This window comes from bacterium 336/3, from assembly GCA_001281695.1.
Classification (GTDB): domain Bacteria; phylum Bacteroidota; class Bacteroidia; order Cytophagales; family Thermonemataceae; genus Raineya.
On sequence record LJIE01000001.1, the window covers coordinates 510,089 to 533,631 of the forward strand.

A 23,543-nucleotide genomic window follows, 5' to 3' on the forward strand; every position below is an offset into this window, starting at 1 on the left:
TTTTGTTTAAAAATTCTCTTCAATAAACTCAAACATATCTTCTATCTTGCTGAAAATTTGAGTGTTATGAGGTGTGTCTAAACCTTGCCCTACTACTTGGCTACCACTCAAGAGAATTGTGGTATCAGGAAATAGAGAGGAAAGTTCATTGATGTAACCTTGTACATGATGAAATGAAGGGACACTTGTAATAACTGTAAATAAGAAATCTGGTTTACAAACTCTATAAGCCTCTTTTAAATCTCCAAGGGGTAATGTTTGTCCTAAATAAGAAGTTCTTTGTCTTCTGCTACGCAATAAATAATTTGCAAATAATAAAGACAGCTCATGCCATTCACCTTCTGGCAAGAATAACATATATCTTTTACCTTCAGTATAATTAGGTTTTAAGTTATCAATAGCTGCTATTACCTTTTGTCTGATAAGATGAGTCATAAAATGCTCTTGGGCAGGGTTTACAGAACCAGCAAGCCATAGAATACCTATTCTATTAAGAAAAGGAAAAATAACTTTGAGCATCGTATTTTCAAAACCAACTTGCTTAATACTTTGAGATAAGAGATACTCAAACTTTTCTTCATCCATATCCATCATACACAAAGTCAAAGCTTGTATTTTATCAGAAGCATCTTGGGTTCTGTCCGAAAGGCTAATCATTTCTTCTCTTAATTCCTCTTCGGACATTTGGGCAATTTTAGAAATTTTGTGCCCATGTTTATTTAATACAGAAATGTTGAGAATGAGTTTTAAATCTAATTCATCATAATAACGAATATTAGTATCAGTGCGTTTAGGTTTTAGAATATTGTAACGTTGCTCCCAAATACGAAGTGTATGTGCTTTAATTCCTGAAAGACTTTCTACATCTTTTATAGAGTAGTTGCTCATGGTATCTTCATCTTAAAATCTCAAAATAAAAAATGTCTTGTTATGAATATAACAGAATACTTTCTAAAATGTTTAAAAAACTACAAGTCTGTAAGCCGGGTTCTGTAACACAAAAATTGTGCTTCTTATCATTTATCTAAGACTTACTTCACAGTAAGCCTTTATCGACCTACCCGCCGACTCAGGCGAGCAACCTTTTTTACAAAAAAGTAAACATCGGCTTATTTGGTCTTTCAACACTTGAGGTTTACCCTGCCTTTGTTGTCACCAACAAAGCGGTAGTCTCTTACACTACCTTTTCACCCTTACCTTTTCAGGCGGTTTGTTTTCTGTGGCACTGGCTGTCAGTTTTTTAGCTGCCTTCCCGTTAGGAAGCAAGTTGCTCTGTGTTGCCCAGACTTTCCTCTTTATTTTCATAAAGCGATAAGACGACTTGTAGTGATACAAAAATACATAAAATGTCAGAGTTTTTCTTATACTTTTTTTGTATTAAGCTAAAAATTACTAATATTTGTAAAAAACTCTTGCCTTATGAAATGGTTAAAGACTTCAATTTGCTTATTTACTTTAATGATGATACTTGGAGCTTGCGGAAATAATAGCATGTCATATCGTCGTAAACATGGTGGGTATGACTCTCAAAATTGGATTCCAAAAAAACATTACCCTTATTATTATAATAAAAAGGCAAGATAATTGGAAGCTTTAAGAATAGGGATTTTAAAATAAAAAGGAATATGAAAAAGTTACTGATTGTATTTACAGTGTACTTATTGTCTACTTTTATGCTTAGCTCGTGCGTAGATAACAGTGCATATCGAAGAAAACATGGTGGGTATGATAGCCAAACATGGACTCCACGTAAACATCGTGATATAAACTTGCGTACTTATAGTGGTTATCCTCGTGGTAACCGTAGATAAAACTCGAAACCATGAAAACTAAGTTTTTTAAAAAAATCAATTTATTGCCATTTTTTTTAGGCTTTCTAATCGTATTTACTTTGGAATCTTGTCAATCACAAAATCCTCCAAGAAGACGAAATGGCAAAATGCCTAAATCGGGTCGTATTCCTTGTCCTATTAAAGACTGCTAAAAATGCGAAAAATAGTAATTGCTTTAGATGGTTATTCAGCATGTGGTAAAAGTTCTACCGCCAAACTTGTAGCCTCTCAGTTAGGTTATACCTATATTGATACGGGAGCTATGTATCGAGCTGTTACACTATACTTTTATGAAAATTATATAGAACTAACCAATCCAAAAGCAATTCTAGATGCATTAGAAAAAATAGATATCTCTTTTAGGTTTAACCCTAATACTCAACATAGTGATACTTATCTTAATAACTTAAATGTTGAAGACGAAATCAGAAAAATGTATATCTCTGAAAGGGTAAGCCCTGTTAGTGCAATACCTGAAGTTCGTAGGGCTATGGTTCGCCAACAACAAAAATTAGGTAAAAAAAGAGGTGTGGTTATGGATGGACGAGATATTGGAACAACTGTATTTCCTGATGCAGAGGTCAAAATTTTTATGACAGCGGATGTATATACAAGAGCTTTTAGAAGACAAAAAGAGCTTATCGAAAAGGATGAAATTGTAGATTTAGATGAAATTCTTGAAAACTTGAAAACTAGAGATAGAATTGATACTACTCGTTCTGAAAGCCCTCTGAAAAAAGCAGAAGATGCTCATTATCTTGATACTACCTTTATGACTGTTGATGAACAAGTAGAATATGTATTGCAACTTGCAACAAGTCATATCATCAAAATCAATAAAATTGCAAAACCTTTAGAAATATAGTTTCTTTTACTATAATTTCGAATAATTTGAAAATTTAGAGTAGAATAAATTAAATGAAAAATAAAACTGTAATTTTCATTGTACTATCATTTAATGTTTTGTTTGGATGTTCTGAAAGAAAACTTGATAACAAAGGATTTCCCATAAATAATACACAAACATCAAGCAATAGTGAAGATGAAAAGACAAATACAATAAGCAAAGATTCTGTAAAAATTGATACACGACCAAGCAACGTTTTACTTACAGGAATTTCTAATATAAGGCTTACAACAATTTATAAAGTTAATATCAACAAAAATGATGGAATAAAATTTATTGGTTCTAACAAGTATTTAAGTAATGATATGGAATTGGAACGAGGAAACAATTGGAATGGAAATTATATTCCTGGATTGAAAGGCATTTTTGGTTATAATTTAGTAAATGTTTCACATTATGACATTCTAAGCAATAAGAAAAAAGATTTTTTTGATAAACCTGTTCTGATAAAAACACTCTATTATCCAACATTCTCAAAAGATACATTAAACAATAAAATTATTAAGAGAAATTATTTTTTAGTGTCAGTTTATAATGATGATACCAACAAAGATAAATTTATTAATCAAAAAGATTTAAGACGATTTTATCTGTTTAATAGCAATGGGGATAAATTAAATCATCTTGTTCCTGAAAATTATTCAGTGTTCAAATCTGAATATGATTTAGAAAATGACTTTATGTATGTTTTTGCAAAATGGGATAAAAATGCAAATGGGCAAATAGATGACGATGAACCTATTAATATTTTTTGGATAAACCTAAAAGACCCAAACAAAACAGGTTTATTATACTAAAAAATAAGAAAATGGAAAAACTATATTTTTTCAGAACCTTTAGATTCTAACTTCTTTTTATAAATATAGTTTAAGACTACATTTTCTAACACTGACTCTATGGGTTTTAATGAAAGTACCAAGAATAATTTAATACCTATACTTACCCACTGATTGGCACTCACAAAATCTACGATGAGTGGCTCCAATAAAATTTCTTCAATCAAAAATAATATAATTGCTAATATTAAAACGATGGTGGTTGCTATTTTGCCTGCACGAGCTTGTGTAAGTTGATCTATAGTTTCCTGAAGTTGTTTGTTTTTGATGTCTAATTCCTGGTTTTTACCATCTAACTCTTGATTTTTTTGATCTAAAGCAGCATTTAATCTATCTAGTTTTTTTTGAATTTTATCGCTTACATTCGTAATCAGTCTCATTTGCCCAATAGCTTCCTCAAAATTATCTAGAAGTCTTCTATATTCTTCTTTTAAGTCAGTCTCTTGTAAATCAAGATTTTCCTCTATTTTCTTAGCTCTATGAAGTTCATTAACCTCTTTGATGTAAACTTTTTCCATAAATTAATCAATAAAAAAGACAGTGGTGTATTCAAAAAGTTTAATTAGTTAAGAGATTCTCCCAATCTTGCATTTTTTGGAATAATAATGATTCTACTAAAGAATATTGTTGTTGAGTTTGTTCAAGCACATCTTTTTGGCTATATAAACTTGAATCAGCAAGCTTTTGTTCTAAAGATAGTTTTTCTTCTTCCAATTTAGTAATTTCTTGTTCTATCCTCTCAATATCTTTTTCTATTTTTTTAGAATCTTTTGTGGTATTGGATTTATTGGGAGTAGTTTCTTTAATTTTTTCTTTTGGTGCCTTTTCTTTTTCAGAAATTTGAGTTAAAAGCCTTTCTTCTTGCCAAATTTCGTATTCGTCATAAGTACCTAAAAACTCTTTAATCTGATGATTCTCAATATACCAAATTTTATTGGCAATGTTCCTAATAAAGTTTCTATCATGGGAAACTACTATAAAAGAGCCTTCATAGCTTTGTAATGCTTGTGAAAGAATAGATACTGAAATAATATCTAAGTGGTTGGTAGGCTCATCTAAAAGTAAAAAATTAGCATCAGAAAGCAATGTTTTTGCCAACGCAACCCTCGATTTCTCTCCTCCTGATAATACTTTTATTTTTTTGAAAACTTCCTCTCCTGAAAATAAAAAGCAACCCAAAATAGTTCTAAGTTCTACTTCTGTTCTGGTTGTACCTGTTTGGTTCAGTTCTGTTAGCAAATCAACATTCAAGTTTAAGGCTTCTATCTGATGTTGAGCATAATATGTCATCCTTACATTATGTCCCAACTTGTTTTCACCTTCAAAATTTTCTGTCCCAAGTAAAATTCTTAAAACTGTAGACTTTCCTTTTCCATTTGCTCCAACCAAGGCAATTTTATCGCCTCGCTCAATATTAATAGAACTATTTTGTAAAATTTTTAAATCTCCATAATTTTTAGAAATATTCTTCAATTCCATGACTTGCTTACCCGAATTTTGTGAAAAAGTAAACCTGAAATGAAGTTTTACATTTTCCTCAATTACATCCTCAATTTTGTCCAGACGTTCTAAAGCCTTTACCCTTGATTGTACTTGTTTCGCTTTAGAGGCTTTTGCCTTAAAACGAGTAATAAAACGCTCAGTTTGTTTAATCAAGGCTTGTTGATTTTGGAAAGCATTTTTCTGAATTTCCTGTCTTTCAGCTTTTTGCTCCAAGAAATCAGTATAATTGCCTGTATAAATATTGAGTTTCTTTTGAGAAATTTCTACAATAGTATCAGCAATATTATCTAAAAAATCTCTATCGTGAGAAACTACCAAAACAGCCCCATCATAATCTGCCAAGTATTCTTCTATCCACTGAATAGAAGGTAAATCCAAGTGGTTGGTAGGTTCATCCAAAATGAGTAAAGCAGGGTGTTGTAGTAATAGTTTGGCAAGCATCACACGCATACGCCATCCACCCGAAAAAGTACTTAAAGGCTTCTGTAAGTTTTCTGTTGCGAAACCTAAACCTTCTAATACAGCTTCAGCTTTAGCTTGCATGCTATAGCCATCCAAAATGCCAAATTCTTCTTGTAAGTGGCTTAGTTTATCTACTAAGCTATCAGAATAGTCTTTTTCAAGCTTCTTGATAATTTCATTAATCTCTGATTGAATCTGATTTTGCCTTTCAAAGGCTTGCATAGCTACTTGCAAAATAGATTCTTCTGATTGATATGAAAGTAAATCTTGATTTAAAAAACCTATGGTACACTCTTTACTTTTAGAAATATTACCTGCATCAGGCTGATATTCACCAACAATGAGCCTCAATAATGTAGATTTTCCTGTACCATTTAAACCTATCAAACCGATTTTGTCTTTGGGCTTGATTTGCAATGAAGCCTCCTCATACATGGTTCTTCCACCAAAAGAAAAAGAGAGGTTGTGTATTGTAAGCATTCTAATTCAACGAAAAATCACTAAAAAACCTTAAACTACCACAAATATATAATTTTTTCGGCATTACTATTGTTGTTCTTTTAAAAAGCAACTAAATTTCCCTCTATATCGTAAAACTATTAGTTCAACCAAACTCAATTATGAAAAAAATATTGAAACGAGTCTTTATCGGGCTGGGTATATTCTTAGTCGCTATTTTGGGCTTTGCAATAGCTGTTCCTTTTTTGTTTAAAGACAAAATAAAAGCAGAAATAGACAAGCAAATTGCTTTGTATGTAGATGCAAAAGTCAATTTTAAGGCGAATGATTTTAGTTTGAGCCTTTTTAAAAGCTTCCCTGATGTAACTGCATCACTCAATAATTTAAGTGTTGTAAACAATGCTCCATTCAAAGGTGATACACTTGCTTCTATTAAGTCTTTTAACATCACAGTAGATTTATGGAGTGTTTTTGGTGATAAAATGAAGATTAATAAAATTTCTTTGGATAAGCCAAGAGTTTTCGCCAAAGTCAATAAAGAAGGAAAAGCAAACTGGGATATTGTCCGCCCACAACCTTTAGACACAACAGCCAAAAAGACACAAGATACAACCTCCAAATTTAGTTTAGCCATCAAAAAATGGGAAGTAACAGAGGGTTTGGTTGTTTATGAAGATAAAACCATGCCCATGTATGTGAAAATTGATAAAATAAACCACGAAGGGAAAGGAAATTTAGATGCTGATGTTTTTGATTTGTACTCAGAAACTAATATTGAAAAGTTTACTTTTAGCTTTGATGGAACAGAATATCTCACAGAGAAAAAAGTAACAGCAGAGGTAACGATGGGCATGGATTTGAAAGGGTTTAAATTCACTTTCAAAGAAAATAAAGTACAACTCAACGATTTTGGTTTAAAATTCGATGGTTTTGTGGCTATGCCTGATACCAATATCACTATGGATATCAAATATGCTACCACAGATACTGATTTCAAAACATTACTATCTTTAGTACCAGGTGTCTATACAAAAGATTTTAAAGATATTAAAGCTAGTGGTAAAATAGCTTTTAATGGAGATGTAAAGGGAACTTACAATGCTGTACAAATGCCAGCATTTCATTTAGGGCTTAAAGTAGATAATGGGTCTTTCCAATACCCTGCTGTTCCTACTCCTGTTAATAATATTCAAGTAGATTTGAATCTTGGGACAGACGATGGAGTTATTGACAACATGAAAATTGACTTGAAAAAATTCCACATGGATTTAGGGCAAAACCCTATAGATGCCAGAGCTTTGGTACAAGGACTTACCAAAATGAATATTGATGCCAATGCCAAAGCAAAACTAAATCTGGCTGATGTAACAAAAATGTTCCCAATGTCAGGGTTAAGTCTTTCAGGTTTGTTTAGTTTAGATGGTACAGCAAAAGGTATTTATGATGGCAAGCAAATGCCAACCGTCAATGCAGCCATGAGTCTGCAAAATGGTTATGTAAAATCTTCAGCTTTTCCTGAACCTCTTGAAAAACTCAATATGCAGGCAACAGCAAAAAGTGATGGAACTCTACCCAATAGTGAGTTTTCAGTGCAAAATTTTTCTATGATGCTTCAAAATGAACCATTTAATGCAACAGCTACATTCAGAAATTTTGAAGATATAGACTTCAATGTAAAAGCAAATGGAGTCATAGATTTGACAAAAATCACAAAAATATATCCTTTAGAAGGGATGAAATTGGCAGGAAGGGTAAAAGGAGATATCACTTCAGCAGGTAGAATGTCGTATATAGATAAGGGACAATATGAAAAAATAACGAATAGTGGTGATGTAACCATGACAAGTTTTGTGTATGAAACCAAAGACATGCCCATTGTAAAAGTCAACAATGCTCATTTACAGTTTAATCCAAAAGAAATGGTATTAGAAAAATTTGAGGGTTCTGCGGGTAGAAGTGATATGCAAGCCAATGGAACTATTTCAAACTACTTGGGATATATCTTTAAAGATGAAACTATCAAAGGCAAACTTAATTTTACATCCAAAAAATTTGATGTAAATGAATGGTTGGTTGATAGCCCAACACCAGCTAATCCAACACCTGAACAAGATGTTCCGCTTACAGTAATTCCTATTCCTAAAAATATAGATTTTCTATTAAATTCTTCTATTGGAGAGGTGGTGTATGATAACCTGATATTGAGAGCTATGAAAGGAAATATTATTGTGAAAGATGGTAAAGTGAGCCTACAAGATGGAGCTTTCAATACATTAGGAGGCGATTTTGTAATGAATGGAACTTATGATACTCAAGATGAAAAGAAACCAAAATTTGATTTTGATTTGGGTATTAAAGATTTACAAATGGGTGATGCTGCTAAATCTTTTGTAACGATCAAACAATTAGCCCCTATTACACAAAATGTAGCAGGGAAGTTTTCTACGAAGTTTAAAATGAAAGGCGATCTAGGACAAGACATGATGCCCATCTATAATACGCTTACAGGTGATGGACTTGTAACAGTTTTGGAAGGTGCTATTCAAAATGTACCTTTAATGGAAAAAATTGCTGACCAAATCAAGATGCCTGAACTCAAATCGGCAAAATTTGCTGATGTGCTGACTACTGCCAAAATTCAGAATGGACGTTTTGTAGTGGATCCTTACAACATGAAAGTTGATAAATATATGATGAATGTTTCGGGTAGTAATGGCATCATGGATGGTTCTTTAGAGTATACTTTAAAAATGGATGTACCTGCTAAAGGAGCAGGGCAGCAACTCAATAGTTTGGTTACAAGCCAATTGGGTGCAGGTGTAGCTTTCGATAAAGTTCCTTTAATTATCTCAGTGGGAGGTACTTATGCAAAACCTATCATCAAAGTAACAGTAGATAAAAACAATCTGAAAGGCGAAGTAAAGAATGTAGTAGATGCAAAAAAAGACGAGTTGAAAAATAAATTGCAAAACGAATTAGATGCTAAAAAGAAAGAAGCAGAAGAAAAAGCAAAAGCCGAAGCTGATAAATTTAAAAAAGAAGCAGAAGAAAAAGCAAAAGCTGAAGCTGATAGATTGAAAAAAGAAGGTGAAGCTAAATTGAAAGCAGAATTAGAAAAAATTAAAAATGAAAAACTTAAACGTCAGGCTGATAGTTTGAAAAAATTGGCTGATGATAAAATCAAAAATGGAATTAAGAATAATCTGCCTATTAAAATAAAACCTTAAAAATGATTTGGGGCTTATCACAATAAGCCCCAAATTTTATCATAACAATATATGAACATTCCTGTCAATTTATTACCCATAGCATTTTTTGTTCGAAATTTTATTACAGTAGAAGAAAGTGAGTTGATAGCATTTCTATCTAATTTTCAACCTGTTTCTTATCAGAAAGAGCAAATTATACATGGAGGTCAACAGGTATGCAAACACCTGTATTTTATCAGTCAAGGGATAGTAAGAGAAGAAGAAAAGTTTAAAAACAAACCAAGAATAGGGTGGTTAACATTTGAGAATGAATTGCTTACAGATATTTATGGATTTATTCGTGATGTACACAACCCCAATAAAAAATATTATACAGCTTGTACAGATGTTGAGGGATTTAGATTACATAAAGATGTATTGTTAGGGTATTATCAAAAAAACCCACTTTGGGAGCGTTTGGGAAGACTGGTTGCTGAACACTATGTTTTAAGAGTAGCAGAACAAGCAGATTTCTTAATTAAACTATCTGCCAAAGAAAGATATGAGGATTTATTAAAAAGAAGACCTTCCATATTACAAGAACTTCCTCTCAAGCAAATAGCATCATATTTGGGCATTACTTTGCCATCTTTAAGCAGAATAAGAGGTTTAAAAAACTGAATTTAACATAGGTTAAATTTTTGGTAGCCTTTAGGCAACGAATTTGTTAGAGCATACATAGTTTTAACTTAAAATAATGTAACTCTTATGAAAAAAGTCTCTCTTTTTATTTTCTTAATGGCTTCTTTATTGTGGTCGTGTACACCTGCCGAAGATGCTGCCAGTGTTGATCAAAATAGAGTTTTTGTAATCTATGAACTTTATTATGATGCAAATTTCGATAAAACATTCGCTAAGGCTTATTTTAGATTTGGCAACGAATTTGGTACACAACTAAAACTTACTGGCAATAGTCAAGTTACTTTTGATGGAGGAGCTATGATTGAAAAAAATGTATTAAACCTTACCTATTATGAACGTGAATTTGCTGGACTAAAAAATACTGGAAACTTTGTTTGGAAAGATGTGAATGGGAAGGAATATACAAACACTGTAACAATAGCAAATACAATTGAATATCCCACAAACTTTACAAACCTTTCTAAAAATAGTGCTTTTACATTTACTTGGCAAGGCAATGCTCTTGTTCAAGGAGAAACTGTATATTTGGGTGTAAATGGGCAAGCAGAAGGTGATGCAAGACTTTTTTCGCAAACAGGAGCAGGAGCAACACAAATGATTTTACCAGTTAATCAATTACAACAATTACCCAATGGTAGTGTATCCATGATTTTGAACCGTAAAAATTTTGGAACAGCTTCTCAGGTAACAGGAGCAGGTGGACGTTGGGAAACAAGCTATGTTCCTAAACATAAAACTGTACAAGTTCAATAATTAAAAATATATGAAGAAAGCAATTCTTTTTTTAGGAATCTTAAGTCTTGGGACTGTTTCTTGTAAAAAAAACGACCCAAGCCCAGAAGTAAAAGTGATTTTTAAATTCAAATTCAACTCTACCCAAGAACGTTTGGATGGTTTTGGAAATGTTGCTACAATGCCAGCAGGCAATGCAGGACAAAACCCCACATTCAATAAAATTTCGGCTCATTATTTTGAGTTATCTCCCAATGCTCTTACTCAATTGGGGCAAGGAAGTGTATTGTATCATGCAACAGAAACTGCTTTGGGAGGTGAAACAGCCATTGATTTTGAAAAAAGTATTTTGAAAGGCGAAAACGAGGTATATTTGAGCATTCCTATCAAAGATATCAAGGCTCAAAGTTATGAGTATTTGAGAATTTCGTTGGCATACCAAAACTATGATATTAGTTTTAGAGCAAATGGCTCAGATTTGACAGGTACAATCGCTTCTTTTATTGGCTACAATTCTTACATCAAGAATACTCAAGTAAAAGGCAACTCTATTACTATAAATGCAAATAAAAAACAAGGATTTTGGGCTTTTGAAACTGTGAATGGAATCACACAAGGGCAGGCACCAGGTACAACTGTGCCTAACCCTATTGCAGCTACTTCGCCCATTCCAGCAGGCTCATGTGTGGTAACAGCCAAATTTGATACTCCTTTACAGATTACTGGTAAAGAAACCAAAGATATTATCATCACAGCATCTCTTTCTACCAACAAAAGTTTTGAATGGAGAGATACCACCCCAAACGGTTTTTTTGAACCGTTGTTAGGTGAGCAGGTAGTGGATATGGGTATCAGAGGTATGAAAATAAAAGTAGAATAATCTGTAAAATAAAAAATGAAAGCCTTGATAATTTATTATCAAGGCTTTTTTGTTGAACAAAAAGCCTCATTATAATGTTGAAAGAATAAAACACCTCAAAGTTTATGCAAATCTTTTCCAGAGTTTTAGCTTTTTCATTCTTCTTATTGATTTCCCTCTCCGCTTGTGGACAAAAACAGAAAAAAACGCAATCAAATCAGAATATGACAACCAACTCAGCAAATTTAGAAACAATTACACTTGGGGCAGGGTGCTTTTGGTGTGTAGAAGCAGTGTTCCAACGTATAGAAGGAGTAACAAAAGTAGAATCAGGGTATTCAGGTGGTTTTAAAGATAATCCTACTTATAAAGAAGTATGTAGCGAAACAACAGGACATGCTGAGGTTTGCCAACTTACTTACGACAAAACCAAAGTAAGTGTTGAAACTATTTTGGAAGTATTTTTTGGGACACATGACCCCACTACACGCAACAGACAAGGTAATGATGTGGGTACACAATACCGTTCAGCTATTTTTTATCATACACCTGAACAAAAAGCTACTGCTGAGAAAGTAATCAAAACACTCAATGAAGAAAAAGTCTTCTCAAATCCTATCATAACAGAAGTTACAGAATTTAAAAAGTTTTATGTGGCTGAGGATTATCATCAGAACTATTATAATGAAAACGGCAGTCAAAGCTATTGTTACTTCGTCATTCGTCCCAAAATTGAAAAACTTCAAAAAGTATTTAAAGACAAACTGAAAAAATAAATGACATTTGAAAGTCGAAATCCTTTTACAGAGGAGCTTATCACCAGTTTTGAAAGCCTAAAAACCTCACAAATTGAGCAAAAATTAACGTTAGCCAAGCAGGCATACGCTTCTTGGAAAAACATCCCATTTGATAAAAAATCTACTTTGTTTTTTAGAGTTTCCGAAATTCTTGAAAAAAACAAAGAGCAATATGCTCAACTCATCACTGTAGAAATGGGTAAAGTAATCAGAGAGGCAAGGGCAGAAATAGAAAAATGTGCAATGCTCTGTCGTTATTATGCTGAAAATGCAGAAAAACACTTGGTAGATGAAATAGTAGCCACCGAAGGAACAAAAAGCTACATTCGTTTTGAACCTTTAGGGGCAGTTTTTGCAGTCATGCCTTGGAATTTCCCTTTTTGGCAGGCTTTTCGGTTTGCTATACCCTCACTCATGGCAGGAAATGTGGCATTCTTAAAACATGCTCCTAATGTTCCTCAATGTGCTCTGGCAATTGAAAATATATTTCTGCAAGCAGGTTTTGAAGAAGGTGTTTTTCAGAATTTATTTTTGGAAATAACTGATGTTGAAAGTATTATCGCCTCAGACATAGTACAGGCAGTCACACTTACAGGTAGCGAACGAGCAGGTTCGCAAGTAGCAAGTTTAGCAGGAAAATACCTGAAAAAAACAGTTTTAGAACTTGGTGGAAGTGATGCCTTTGTAGTACTTGCAGATGCAGATCTAGATATAACAATTCCCAATGCAAGGCTAAGCCGTATGATAAATATGGGGCAAAGTTGTATCGCAGCCAAACGATTTATTGTAGAAGAAGACATCTATGAGAGCTTTTTACAGAAGTTCATAGATTCATTCAAAAAGTTACAATTTGGTAATCCTTTAGAAGAAAGTTCAGATTATGCTTGTCTGGCACGTCCCGATTTGGCTAAAAATATAGAAAATCAGGTGCAAAGAAGTATAGAGCAAGGAGCCAATATGATTTTAGGTAACTCAAAAGCTAACAAAGCCTTTTTTGAGCCAACAATTCTAACAAATATAACACCTCACATGTTGGTTTTCAATGAAGAGCTATTTGGTCCTGTGGCTTCTGTGATTGTAGTTCAAGACGAAAATGAAGCCATTCAACTGGCAAATCGTTCAGTATATGGTTTGGGAGCATCTGTTTGGACAAAAGACTTAGAAAAAGGTGAAAAAGTAGCCCAACAACTCGAAGCAGGAAGCTGTTTTGTGAATGCGATTGTAAAATCTACACCTTTATTGCCTTTTGGAGGCATTAAAAGGTCTGGTTATGGCAGAGAGCTTTCTATTGCAGGCATCAGAGAATTTGTAAATATGAAGGCTATTTTTGTGAAGTAGGTTTATGAAAGAAAAAAAAGAGTTTGAATGGCAAAAAAGTGGTTGTATTGTTACATTAGGCTTTTTCTCATTTCTCTTTCTAATCCTTTATTTTATAAAACAAGCTGAGGACAAAAAAAAATTATTGGACGAGAAAGGAGTGTATTCTATTGCTGAAATTGTGGATGTAACAATTGATGATGGTACAGCTAATATTGTAATAGAATATAAATTTAATAATAAAACTATTCTAAGAAGTATTCACGAAAATTGTTGCCCTGAGATTGGTAAGTTATATTACATTAAAATTTTACCAGATAACCCAAGAGGTATAATGATACTCTTTTCAGGTACAGAAGTGCCTGATTATATACAAACAAATATTTCACAAGAGGGTTGGAAAGAACCACCTTCTTACATTAAAAATGCTCATTTATATGAAGTTTCTGATTAATATCCTCTACTTTTTCTAAAATATCATTCATTTCAAATATTCTGGTTATAACAAAAAGCTTTCTATTGCAAGCATCAGAGAATTTGTAAATATGAAGGCTATTTTTGTGAAGTAGGTTTATATATTAGTCCAAGCATATTTAATAAAAGTAAGCTTAGCACCTTTCATGAAATTTTCCAAAGGGGTGAATTCAGTGGCGGATTCATTTGTTAATTCCATTAAATAAACATCTGGGTTCATGTGTAATGGTTTAAATAACCAAAACCAAAATCTTTTAACTTTATAATTATTAGTGAAATTTTTTAGCTCCTTAAAATTAGAAATAGTAGCATTCTTTGGTTCCATAATATCTTGAAATGATATTTGGGTAGAATCCGAAGGTTGTACCCATTCCCCAAAAATAATCTGTGGATAAAATACACCTTTTTCTAATAGAATTTCAAGTCCATTAGAATTATCTAAAGTAAAACTCCTACTGCTAAATTCAAAGGTATTGCCAACTCTTTTAATTTTACCTTCAAAAATTTTGTGATTTTGTTTCTTATAATTTTTTTCAAAAAACTTTTTTGCCCAATATAATTCTTGTTCTCCTTGATTTTTAAAATCAGGCTTATTTTGGCAAAAAGAACTTTGAGAGAAGCTAAAAAATAACCAAATGAGTAAAATATAAATTTTCATAGTTTTAGACTTGAATGATAAAGATACTATTTTTTCATTATGTCATCATAAGTTAAAACGAGTAGAATAAAAGAAAAAATACAACTGTAAAATATACCCACAAACAAGAAAAAAGAACGTGGACAATGGTTTCAAAAAGTTTACCTTTCCAAAGTTTGCTTGAATACACAAAAAATTGAAAAAACAACCTCACACCCCAAAAAATAGAAACTCCTAATGCTATTTTGCTTCCAATGGGTGTATTGAAATCTGCTTGCGTCGAAAACAAAGACAAAAGTCCCAATAAAAAAACCAAAAACCCAATAAAAAATGTATGAACATACATAAGTTGTTGGTTAATTAGGCTGATGCTTTTCAAATCTTCTTTCCAGTTGAAATAACGTGGAAAAATTACATGAATAATGCCCAAAACAACCATAATAATGCCTATAATTTTAAGATGAATGTCCATGTTTCTCTAAAATAAAAAGTTTGACAAATGGAGTGATGGAATGTTGTTTAGAAATTATAAAATTAGATTTTCTGAAAGTATCAAGCCATGTGTATAAGCCTAAAAAATGAAAAAAACCAATGTTATAGGCTAAAAAATTCCAAAAATCTCTTAAATGTTCCACTACAATTATTTTTCCTGAAGGAGCTAAAATTCTATTCAATTCATTGAAAAAGATGATTCTTTCTTGATGGTTTCGGATTTCATGAGCCGAAAAAATAATAAAAATATGAGAAGTAGAATTATTTTCAAGAGGTACTTGCGAAGTGCTGATATTTTGAGTGTTGGGATAAGGTGGATAAGCCCTTCTTGCTCTTTTGATAGAAACTTCTGTATGCAAAATAGGATTGTAAAAATCAAAAACTTGTAATGAGTTTTTAGGGAATTTATGATTTAATAAAGTGCTTGTTTCGTCAAAACCTGCATGAATATTGACTATCTGGCTGTTTTCTGGAATGTTAATATCTAACCAATAAAAATTATACAAACCTGATAAATCATAAACATACCACGATACCAATAAAGGAATAAATGTGCCTAAAGTTGTTAGAACACCTAAAAGAAGAAAATAAAATTGATAATCAGAGCTAAAAGTAGAACCTATAAAACTAACCATCATAACTAAAGAAGCTATTACAAAAAAATGCCAATTAAATTTGACAATGTTGGTTACTCCTTGGAAAGCAGTTCTTTTTGTTTGTTCCATGTTTCAATTCTTCCTTTTTTCCAATAATAAGGAATATTTTTGATGATGAAGGCATTGGCTAAATGAATTTCGGAGAAGTTAAATTTTTCTAAAAACTTAAAATGAGCTTCTTCTACTTGTACAGGTTGTGGATGCCAGTCTTCTCGAACACCCTCAATAATTAAAACTTCTGATTTTTGTTTGTTATAAGTAAATGTAAATGGCAAAGGACCTGCAAAACGTCTTGCTTCTTTCCAATCTTTAAAAGGAGAAGTGGTAGGCAAAGCAATATTTTCATCCCCATATTTTACTTTTAAATGAAAATCAGATTTTTGAGAATTAATTTGAATAAAATTCTGATTTTCTGTATGCTTAATATCTGTGGTGGTATAATTATAATGTGTAAAGATATTCCCAAAAAACTCCATCTTCTTTTTGTTGGTTTCAGACTTTAAAATATATAAGCCTCTTAGTCTTTTACCAGCATTGGTATGGTAGCGGACAAAAATTCGATAACCAATCAAGAAAAAGTCGTTTCCTAAAAACTTTGGAAAGCCTTTAGGACGTAGATTTTTGGTTTGCACCATTGCAATAGCCAAAAAAGCCCATTTATCTTGAAATGTATCAGGCTCTAGACATTCAGGAATCAGTGGAATAGCCTCTTGAAATGGAACAGCATAGGTAAGCACTAAAGAGCTTTCAAAGAAAGCGTCTACTGCAAATGGGTGATTTTTTAAAAAATTAAGCATTCTTTAGGGATTTCTTTAAAACAAACTCATGCCAATAAATAATTATTGCAAAAATAATGGCTATAAAAATATTGAGCTTACCAAATAAAAGTAGTTCTGGTGCTAGCATAAATTCAATGACGTTCATGGTAAGTACTAATACAATTTGTATTATGGTACACAAACGGCTATATAAACGACTAAGAATCCATACAAAAAGAAAAATCTCACCAAAACCAATCATTTTGGTGAGAATATCAGCATAGTTTGTACCCAAAATTTTGCCAACAATTTCTTTATGGCGAGGTACAAAATTTAGTACTTTACAATACAAACCATTCACAAACCAAACTAAAGCAATACAAATCAGTAGAATGTGATAGAGATATTTTTTTAGTTGGTTCATAAAGAGAAATGATTAAGAAAAACTTTGAGCCTTTTCCACCATTGATTTTGTTCCAATGTACAAAGGGCATCTCTGATGAATGTCAGTAGGCTCTAAATCCAAAATTCTGTTTTTGCCATCAGTAGCCATACCACCAGCCTGCTCAATGATAAAAGCCAATGCGTTACATTCATGCATGAGGCGTAGTTTGCCATTTTTATCTTTATGAGTTGCAGGATACATATAAATACCACCTTTTAATAAGTTTCTATGGAAATCAGCAACTAATGATCCTATATAACGAGCTGAGTATTTTTTCTCTTTGCAGAAATCTATGTATTTCTTTACACTATCAGAGAAATCATTATAATTACCTTCATTTACAGAATAAATTTTTCCATCTTCAGGAGTTTGAAATTCTGATTTTGACAAAATGTATTCTCCTAAAGAACCTTCGTAAGTAAAAGCATTTACACCATGTCCTGTGGTATAAACAAGCATTGTTGATGAACCATACAACACATAACCTGCTCCTACTTGTTCAGAACCTTTTTGTAAAAAATCTTCTTTGGTTGGAGGTGTACCTACAGGGCTTATTCGTCTGTAAATAGAAAAAATAGTCCCAATAGAAACATTTACGTCAATATTAGATGAACCATCAAGTGGGTCAATGGCGACTACATATTTTCCATTCAAATTTCCTGTATCAATAGCCTCATCTTCCTCTTCTGAAAGAACAGCACAAACTTCACCACCATTTTTTAAAGCTCTGATAAAGCGAATATTGGCAATGACGTCTAATTTTTGTTGTTCTTCTCCTTGTATGTTTTGAGTACCATAAGAGCCTGTAATATCAATGAGTCCTGCTCTGTTAATTTCTCTGTGGATAATCTTGCTTGCCCAAGCTATATCTCTCAATAATTGAGATAAATCGCCTGTTGCATTTGGAAATTGGGCTTGATCTTGTTTAATAAAACGGTCGAGGGTTCTACCAACTGAGGGTACTAATGTATTCATAATTTTAGCAGAATTTAAAAATTACTAAAAATCAGGTTAAAATGGCTTCAAAGATACACATTTTTTAATTTTTTGATAAAGTTGTTTATCAAAGTTTTCTTATGTAATATTTTTACAATAAAAATAAGTTTTTATTGTGTTTTATTAGATTTTGTTTTGAGTAATTGTTTTAAAATATTCTTTTGTTCTGAAATAAGTAGTTTTTGTGAAATTTTATTGTGCAATTTTGTTGCATTATATTTTTTTATTATTTAGTATTGCATACGTAATTTTTATGCTCTATTAAACAACTTAAACCCATGAAAAAAAACACACTTCTTGCTTGTGCGTTTTCGTTACTCGCAACAGGTTTGTTCGCTCAGAATGAGTCAGAACGCCAAAAAATTGTTTCAGGAACAAATGTTTCCAAACTACAAAACATTAGTAAAGAGTTTGCTACCAAACGTCTTGAAGAAAAGAAAAAGGCTATTGAATTAGCACACAAAAAAGGATGGCAGATTTTTGTAAACATGCCAGATGGTAATTTTGCTGAATTACAAAGAGTAGATAATCTCGGGAATCCAGTTTACTACATCACTCAAAGCAATTTGAATGCAGCTGCAACTACAAGAGCCAATAGACTTTGGACTGGTGGCTCAATGGGATTAAACCTAAACGGACAAGGCATGATTGTGGGAGAGTGGGATGGTGGTCCAGTTCGTGGAACTCACCAAGAGTTTGGAACAAGAGTAGTACAAAAAGATGGAGTTACTTTTACAACATCTGATGGAAATAATCAACATGCTACTCACGTAGGTGGTACTATGATAGCTTCAGGGGTAACTGCCAATGCAAAAGGAATGGCTCATCAGGCTACTCTATGGGCTAATGAATGGAATAATGATACTGCTGAAATGCCAACACAAGCATCTCAAGGCTTACTTTTATCTAATCACTCTTATGGTTATAGAGCTGATTTGTTACCTACATGGATGTTTGGATTTTACGATAGTGAGGCTGCTGCATGGGACGAAATAGCGTTCAATGCTCCTTTCTACACTATTGTGAAAGCTGCTGGTAACGATAGAGGTGCAGGTTATAACCCTGGTGGTGTATTTGGCACAACAGGATATAATTTATTGAGTGGTTCAGCTACAGCTAAAAATGTATTGGTTGTTGCTGCTGTATCTGCTGTAACAAACTATACAGGTCCATCAAGTGTAACCATGTCATCATTTAGCTCTTGGGGACCTACTGACGATGGTCGTATCAAGCCAGATATTTCAGGGATGGGTGTTGGTGTGTATTCAACAACAAGTACAAGCAATACAGCTTATTCTACACTATCTGGTACTTCTATGGCTAGCCCTAACGTAACAGGTACACTTACACTGATTCAACAACATTATAAAAACTTGAATAGTGGAAGTTTCATGCGTTCTGCTACACTAAGAGGCTTGGCTATTCATACTGCTGATGAGGCTGGTTCTGCTGCTGGTCCTGACTATCGTTTTGGATGGGGATTATTAAATGCTGAAAAAGCTGCAAACGTAATTACAAACAGAGGAACATCTTCTATTATTGATGAAAGGAGTTTAAGCAATGCAACAACTTATTCTACCAATGCTGTAGCAAATGGTTCTGCTCCTTTAGAAGTTACAATTGCATGGAACGACCCTAAAGGAACTCCTTTAGCAGATGGAACATCTAACTCTACTTCTGTAAGACTTGTAAACGACTTAGACATCAGAGTTACTTATAACGGAACAACTACTTTACCTTGGAGATTAGATCCTGCTGCTCCTGCAAATGCTGCAACAAAAGGAGATAATTTTAGAGATAACGTAGAAAAAATCATTATTGATAGCCCTGTAGCTGGTGCAACTTATACAATTACAGTATCTCACAAAGGTACATTAGCATCTGCTCAAGCATATTCTTTAATCGTTACAGGAATTGGCTCTAGTACACCTCCTCCAGTTTGTGCTGTCCCTAGTAGCTTAACAACTTCTTCAATTACTTCTTCAGGTGCAACATTGAATTGGGGTACTGTTTCTGGTGCAGCTTCTTATGATGTAAGAGTAAGAGCTACTGGTGCAACTACTTGGACAGACTTCTTAGGAAGAACAGGTACTTCTTTGGCTGTAACAGGCTTAACTGCAAATACAGGTTATGAGTGGCAAATCAGAACAAATTGTTCAGGTTCTTCAAGTGCATATTCTTCAAGTACAACATTTACAACAACTACTGCCACTACAACACCTTCTTGGTGTGCTTCAAGAGGTACAAACAATACTTATGAGTGGATTGATTTGGTACAATTGGGAAGTATCAACCGTACATCTTCAAGAGAAACCAATGGTTATTTGAATACAGGAGTCTCTACAAATTTAGTAAGAGGTTCTTCTCAAACCGTTTCTTATAGTGCTGGATTCTCTTCAACTGCTTACACAGAATACTGGAAAGTATATATAGACTGGAATGCTGATGGAGACTTCTTAGATGCTGGTGAAACTGTTGTAAACAGAACATCAAATAGCAGTGCTACGCTAAGTTCAACATTTACTGTACCAAGTACAGCAACTTTAGGGCAAACTCGTATGAGAGTGTCTATGAGTGATGCAAGTCAAAGTTCTTGTACAACATTTACTTATGGTGAAGTTGAAGACTATACAATCAATGTTACTAGTTCAGGAGCTCGTACACTTGCAACTACTGATGGTTTAGAAGGAGAATTGGATGTAGTTATCTACCCTAACCCTAGTACAACAGGAGCTAAAATTAACTTACAATTCTCTCAAGAGATGGAAGGATCAATTCAAATTATAGATCTTTCTGGTAAAGTTGTAAGAAAAGAAACTGTTAAAGGTGCTAATGTAGAAGTGAGTACAGAAGGTTTCGCAAGAGGTATGTATGTGCTTCAAGTGGAGTCTGCACAAGGTAAAGCAACAAAAAAACTAATTATCAACTAAAAATAATAAATCAAATAAAAGCCCTTGCTAATGCAGGGGCTTTTTTATGTTATCTATATTTTAGCTCTTATGACTGAGATATCATCAATTTGTTCATAATCTCTTTTCCATTCATTTAACTCATTGATTAAATATTGTTCTTGAATATCAGTAGAAAGCAGAGATGTCTGCTCTATTAATTCCTTAAACCTCTTCCTAGAATATTTTTTATTTTTATCTCCTCCAAATTGATCTTGGAAACCGTCTGAAAACAAGAATATTTGACAAGATTGCTCAAAAGATAATGTTTGGTTTTGAAAAGATTTATTTTTTGTGATTTCATATCCTCCAATACCATGTTTATTGGCTTCTAACTCTTTAAATTCATTATCTATCAAGATGTAAGCCCCATTATGAGCACCAGCAAATTCAATAGTTTTATGATGCTTATCAATTACACAGATTGAAATATCCATACCATCTTGATTTCCAGTATCTTGTTGGTGTAAAGATTCTTGAATAGTTTTATCTAATTCTTGTAAAATTTCAGAAGGGGTATAAATATTTTTAGCCATAATAATATTTTCGAGAGTCGCAATGCCCAAACTACTCATAAATGCACCAGGTACACCATGCCCTGTACAATCTGCAAGAGCCAAAAAACCTTTTCCCTCTTTTTCAATGAAATAATAAAAATCACCACTAACGATATCTTTGGGTTGATACAATGCAAAAAAATGGGAAAAATATTCGTTTAAACGCTTTGGAAAAGGTAGAAGAGCTTGTTGAATATTCTTTGCATATCTAATACTATCCAAAGTATTTTTTCTTTCATTTTCTAAAAGATTATTTTGTTCATGTAATAAATCTCTTTGGGCTAAAATTTCTTCTGAACTTTGTCTAAGTTCTTCATTTTGAGCAGTAATTTGATTGGATTGTTCAAAAATCTCATCTGCTTGTTCTCTAATAGCAATAGCTTGCTTCTCAATAGCTTGTTTTTGTTTTCTGATTTTTGAAAGAGAATAAAACATATAACCAAGCCCCATAACAGCCAATCCAATAATGGTTATTAATAAAATATTGATAATAGCTTGCGTTTCTCTTTCTTTATCTCTTTGGCGTTGTTCAATCTCTCTTTTTTGTTGTTCTAATTGTCTGAGAGCTTTTTCTTTTTGAGATGTTTCTTTTTCTGTTTTGAGTTGTTGTTCCTGTATTTTTTGCTCCGCTTCTTGTTCTTTTATTTTCAGTTCATTTACCTCTGCATCTCTTTGGAGTATTTCGTTTTCTTGAGCTTGTTTAGAACTTAAAAGCCTCATTCCAATAGCTTCTAACTCTTTCAAACGATTATCTTTTTTTAACAAAGTGTTTTCTTGTATTTTTTGATTATACTCAAAACGATTTTGAAGTTTAGCAATTTCTTCTGCATTTTGTTGGCTATAAAGTTCGTTTTTCAGTTTGGTGTACAAGTTTGCATAATAAGAAACAGAATCTGCAGGTTTATTCATGTAAGCTCCTAAAAGCATATAATCGTAATAAGTTTCTGCTAAAATAGCTTTTGAGCCTGTCTTTTCAGCAAGACTTAAACTCTCAATTAAGAGCTTTTCTGCCTGTTTATAGTCTTTTTCTGCTGAGGCAATTCGACTTAAATTTTGCTTTACAAGAGCTTCATTGTACAAATCTTTGGCTTCTCTAATCAATACCAAAGCTTTTTCAAAATAGGTTTTGGCTAAAGTAATTTTTTTAGTATTGAAATAAATATTGCCTTTGTTGATATAATTTAACTGTAATAACCTTTTGTTATTAGCTTTCTCGCTAAGAGCCTCAGATTTATCAATTACTTCCAAAGCCTTTTGGTATTCTTCTTTTCTGAAATGAATAATGCCTATATTATTTAAATTTGTAGCAATCTGGCGTTCATCATTGATTTTGGTGTTGATGTCTAAAGCTTGTTGGTAATATTTGAGTGCTTCATCAAGATTGTTTTGTTGGCGATAGATTTCTCCTAAATTATTGAGACAAGCAGATTGATAGCGTATATGTTTGATTTTGGTAGAATATTCTAAAGCTTTTAGATAACAATTGATGGCTTCTGTAAAATCTGCGGTGTTTCTATAAACATTTCCAAGGTTGATATAACTTTTGGCAAGTTGAGTTTCGTCATTTCGAGTATTACTTATTTCAATAGCTTTTTTATGATTTTCAATAGAAGAATTATACTCTCCCATAAAGCGATAAGCACTTGCCAGATTGCTATAACTACGAACAATACCATTTTTGAAATTCAGTTTCTGGGCATTTTGAAGAGCTTGTTTATAATACTCCAAAGCTTTTGAATGATTTTGCTCATCATAATAGTAATCTCCAGCCTGATTAAGTAGGTTTACATAATTCGAGTCAGGCTTAGGTTTATTATTAAGTTTACTTTCAATATCCTGAATATTAGTTTTTTGAGCATGCAAATTCCAAGAAATGCAAAAAATAAAGATAAATAGACGTGGTAGCATAGTATTGAGAGTTGAACTCTTAAATTAAAAAATATTTCTATTTTTTTTTATTTTAAAGATATTTTTAAAATAAAAAAA

Annotated in this window: 18 protein-coding genes, 1 other RNA gene and 2 pseudogenes; 10 read left to right on the top strand and 11 right to left on the bottom strand. The window is 32.7% G+C overall.

Annotated features, from left to right (window positions below):
* Window positions 1-6: 6 nt before the first annotated feature.
* Together AD998_02430 and AD998_19250 are read right to left on the bottom strand one after the other, a co-directional pair.
* On the bottom strand, window positions 7-888 hold the full coding sequence (locus tag AD998_02430) for a MerR family transcriptional regulator (GenBank protein ID KOY85159.1): 882 nt from the start codon (window positions 886-888) through the stop codon (window positions 7-9).
* A gap of 75 nt (window positions 889-963) precedes the next feature.
* Window positions 964-1,328: bacterial RNase P (locus tag AD998_19250), an RNA gene on the bottom strand.
* A 658-nt stretch (window positions 1,329-1,986) separates the two neighbouring features.
* Here AD998_19250 and AD998_02435 point away from each other — a divergent pair.
* Together AD998_02435 and AD998_02440 are read left to right on the top strand one after the other, a co-directional pair.
* Window positions 1,987-2,697 carry a cytidylate kinase gene (locus AD998_02435; protein KOY85160.1) on the top strand — a complete coding sequence of 237 codons (711 nt, stop codon included), beginning with the start codon at window positions 1,987-1,989 and terminating at the stop codon, window positions 2,695-2,697.
* 53 nt (window positions 2,698-2,750) lie between these two features.
* Window positions 2,751-3,536 carry a hypothetical protein gene (locus AD998_02440; GenBank protein ID KOY85161.1) on the top strand — a complete coding sequence of 262 codons (786 nt, stop codon included), beginning with the start codon at window positions 2,751-2,753 and terminating at the stop codon, window positions 3,534-3,536.
* A gap of 20 nt (window positions 3,537-3,556) precedes the next feature.
* Here the strand turns inward: AD998_02440 and AD998_02445 are convergent, their stop codons facing one another.
* Both AD998_02445 and AD998_02450 read right to left on the bottom strand, forming a co-directional pair.
* Entirely contained in the window at window positions 3,557-4,093 is a 537-nt protein-coding gene (locus tag AD998_02445; GenBank protein ID KOY85162.1) for a hypothetical protein, read from the bottom strand.
* A 40-nt stretch (window positions 4,094-4,133) separates the two neighbouring features.
* Window positions 4,134-6,020: an ABC transporter ATP-binding protein gene (locus tag AD998_02450; GenBank protein KOY85163.1), complete on the bottom strand. Its 1,887-nt coding sequence runs from the start codon at window positions 6,018-6,020 to the stop codon at window positions 4,134-4,136.
* A 140-nt stretch (window positions 6,021-6,160) separates the two neighbouring features.
* Between AD998_02450 and AD998_02455 the strand changes: the two genes are divergently transcribed.
* The 7 genes and pseudogenes from AD998_02455 to AD998_02485 all read left to right on the top strand — a co-directional run bounded on the left by AD998_02455 (window position 6,161) and on the right by AD998_02485 (window position 14,048).
* A complete protein-coding gene (locus tag AD998_02455) occupies window positions 6,161-9,226 on the top strand; it encodes a hypothetical protein (GenBank protein ID KOY85164.1) in 3,066 nt (1,021 codons plus the stop codon).
* A 411-nt stretch (window positions 9,227-9,637) separates the two neighbouring features.
* Window positions 9,638-9,868, top strand: a pseudogene (locus AD998_02460) (hypothetical protein).
* A 117-nt stretch (window positions 9,869-9,985) separates the two neighbouring features.
* On the top strand, window positions 9,986-10,642 hold the full coding sequence (locus AD998_02465; GenBank protein KOY85165.1) for a hypothetical protein: 657 nt from the start codon (window positions 9,986-9,988) through the stop codon (window positions 10,640-10,642).
* A gap of 10 nt (window positions 10,643-10,652) precedes the next feature.
* Entirely contained in the window at window positions 10,653-11,501 is an 849-nt protein-coding gene (locus tag AD998_02470; GenBank protein ID KOY85166.1) for a hypothetical protein, read from the top strand.
* Between the two features lie 203 nt (window positions 11,502-11,704).
* On the top strand, window positions 11,705-12,256 hold the full coding sequence (locus tag AD998_02475; protein KOY85167.1) for a peptide methionine sulfoxide reductase: 552 nt from the start codon (window positions 11,705-11,707) through the stop codon (window positions 12,254-12,256).
* A complete protein-coding gene (locus AD998_02480; protein ID KOY85168.1) occupies window positions 12,257-13,615 on the top strand; it encodes a succinate-semialdehyde dehydrogenase in 1,359 nt (452 codons plus the stop codon).
* A 4-nt stretch (window positions 13,616-13,619) separates the two neighbouring features.
* Window positions 13,620-14,048 carry a hypothetical protein gene (locus AD998_02485; GenBank protein ID KOY85169.1) on the top strand — a complete coding sequence of 143 codons (429 nt, stop codon included), beginning with the start codon at window positions 13,620-13,622 and terminating at the stop codon, window positions 14,046-14,048.
* 117 nt (window positions 14,049-14,165) lie between these two features.
* On the opposite strand, the gene AD998_02490 is transcribed toward AD998_02485, so the two are convergent.
* Genes AD998_02490 through AD998_02515 form a run of 6 tightly spaced genes read right to left on the bottom strand, consistent with a single transcriptional unit; the run spans window position 14,166 to window position 18,031 of the window.
* On the bottom strand, window positions 14,166-14,726 hold the full coding sequence (locus AD998_02490; protein KOY85170.1) for a hypothetical protein: 561 nt from the start codon (window positions 14,724-14,726) through the stop codon (window positions 14,166-14,168).
* 52 nt (window positions 14,727-14,778) lie between these two features.
* On the bottom strand, window positions 14,779-15,177 hold the full coding sequence (locus tag AD998_02495; GenBank protein KOY85171.1) for a hypothetical protein: 399 nt from the start codon (window positions 15,175-15,177) through the stop codon (window positions 14,779-14,781).
* A complete protein-coding gene (locus tag AD998_02500) occupies window positions 15,161-15,922 on the bottom strand; it encodes a methyltransferase (GenBank protein KOY85172.1) in 762 nt (253 codons plus the stop codon). The genes AD998_02495 and AD998_02500 overlap by 17 nt, the downstream gene beginning before the upstream one ends.
* Complete coding sequence (locus AD998_02505) at window positions 15,886-16,650, bottom strand: hypothetical protein (GenBank protein KOY85173.1); 765 nt, start codon at window positions 16,648-16,650, stop codon at window positions 15,886-15,888. The genes AD998_02500 and AD998_02505 overlap by 37 nt, the downstream gene beginning before the upstream one ends.
* Window positions 16,643-17,035, bottom strand: coding sequence for a hypothetical protein (locus tag AD998_02510; GenBank protein KOY85174.1), 393 nt, complete (start codon window positions 17,033-17,035; stop codon window positions 16,643-16,645). The genes AD998_02505 and AD998_02510 overlap by 8 nt, the downstream gene beginning before the upstream one ends.
* A gap of 12 nt (window positions 17,036-17,047) precedes the next feature.
* A complete protein-coding gene (locus AD998_02515; GenBank protein ID KOY85175.1) occupies window positions 17,048-18,031 on the bottom strand; it encodes a fructose 1,6-bisphosphatase in 984 nt (327 codons plus the stop codon).
* Between the two features lie 299 nt (window positions 18,032-18,330).
* On the opposite strand from AD998_02515, the pseudogene AD998_02520 reads away from it, so the two are divergent.
* Window positions 18,331-20,706, top strand: a pseudogene (locus tag AD998_02520) (hypothetical protein).
* Between the two features lie 329 nt (window positions 20,707-21,035).
* Here the strand turns inward: AD998_02520 and AD998_02525 are convergent.
* On the bottom strand, window positions 21,036-23,465 hold the full coding sequence (locus tag AD998_02525) for a hypothetical protein (protein ID KOY85176.1): 2,430 nt from the start codon (window positions 23,463-23,465) through the stop codon (window positions 21,036-21,038).
* Window positions 23,466-23,543: the final 78 nt, after the last annotated feature.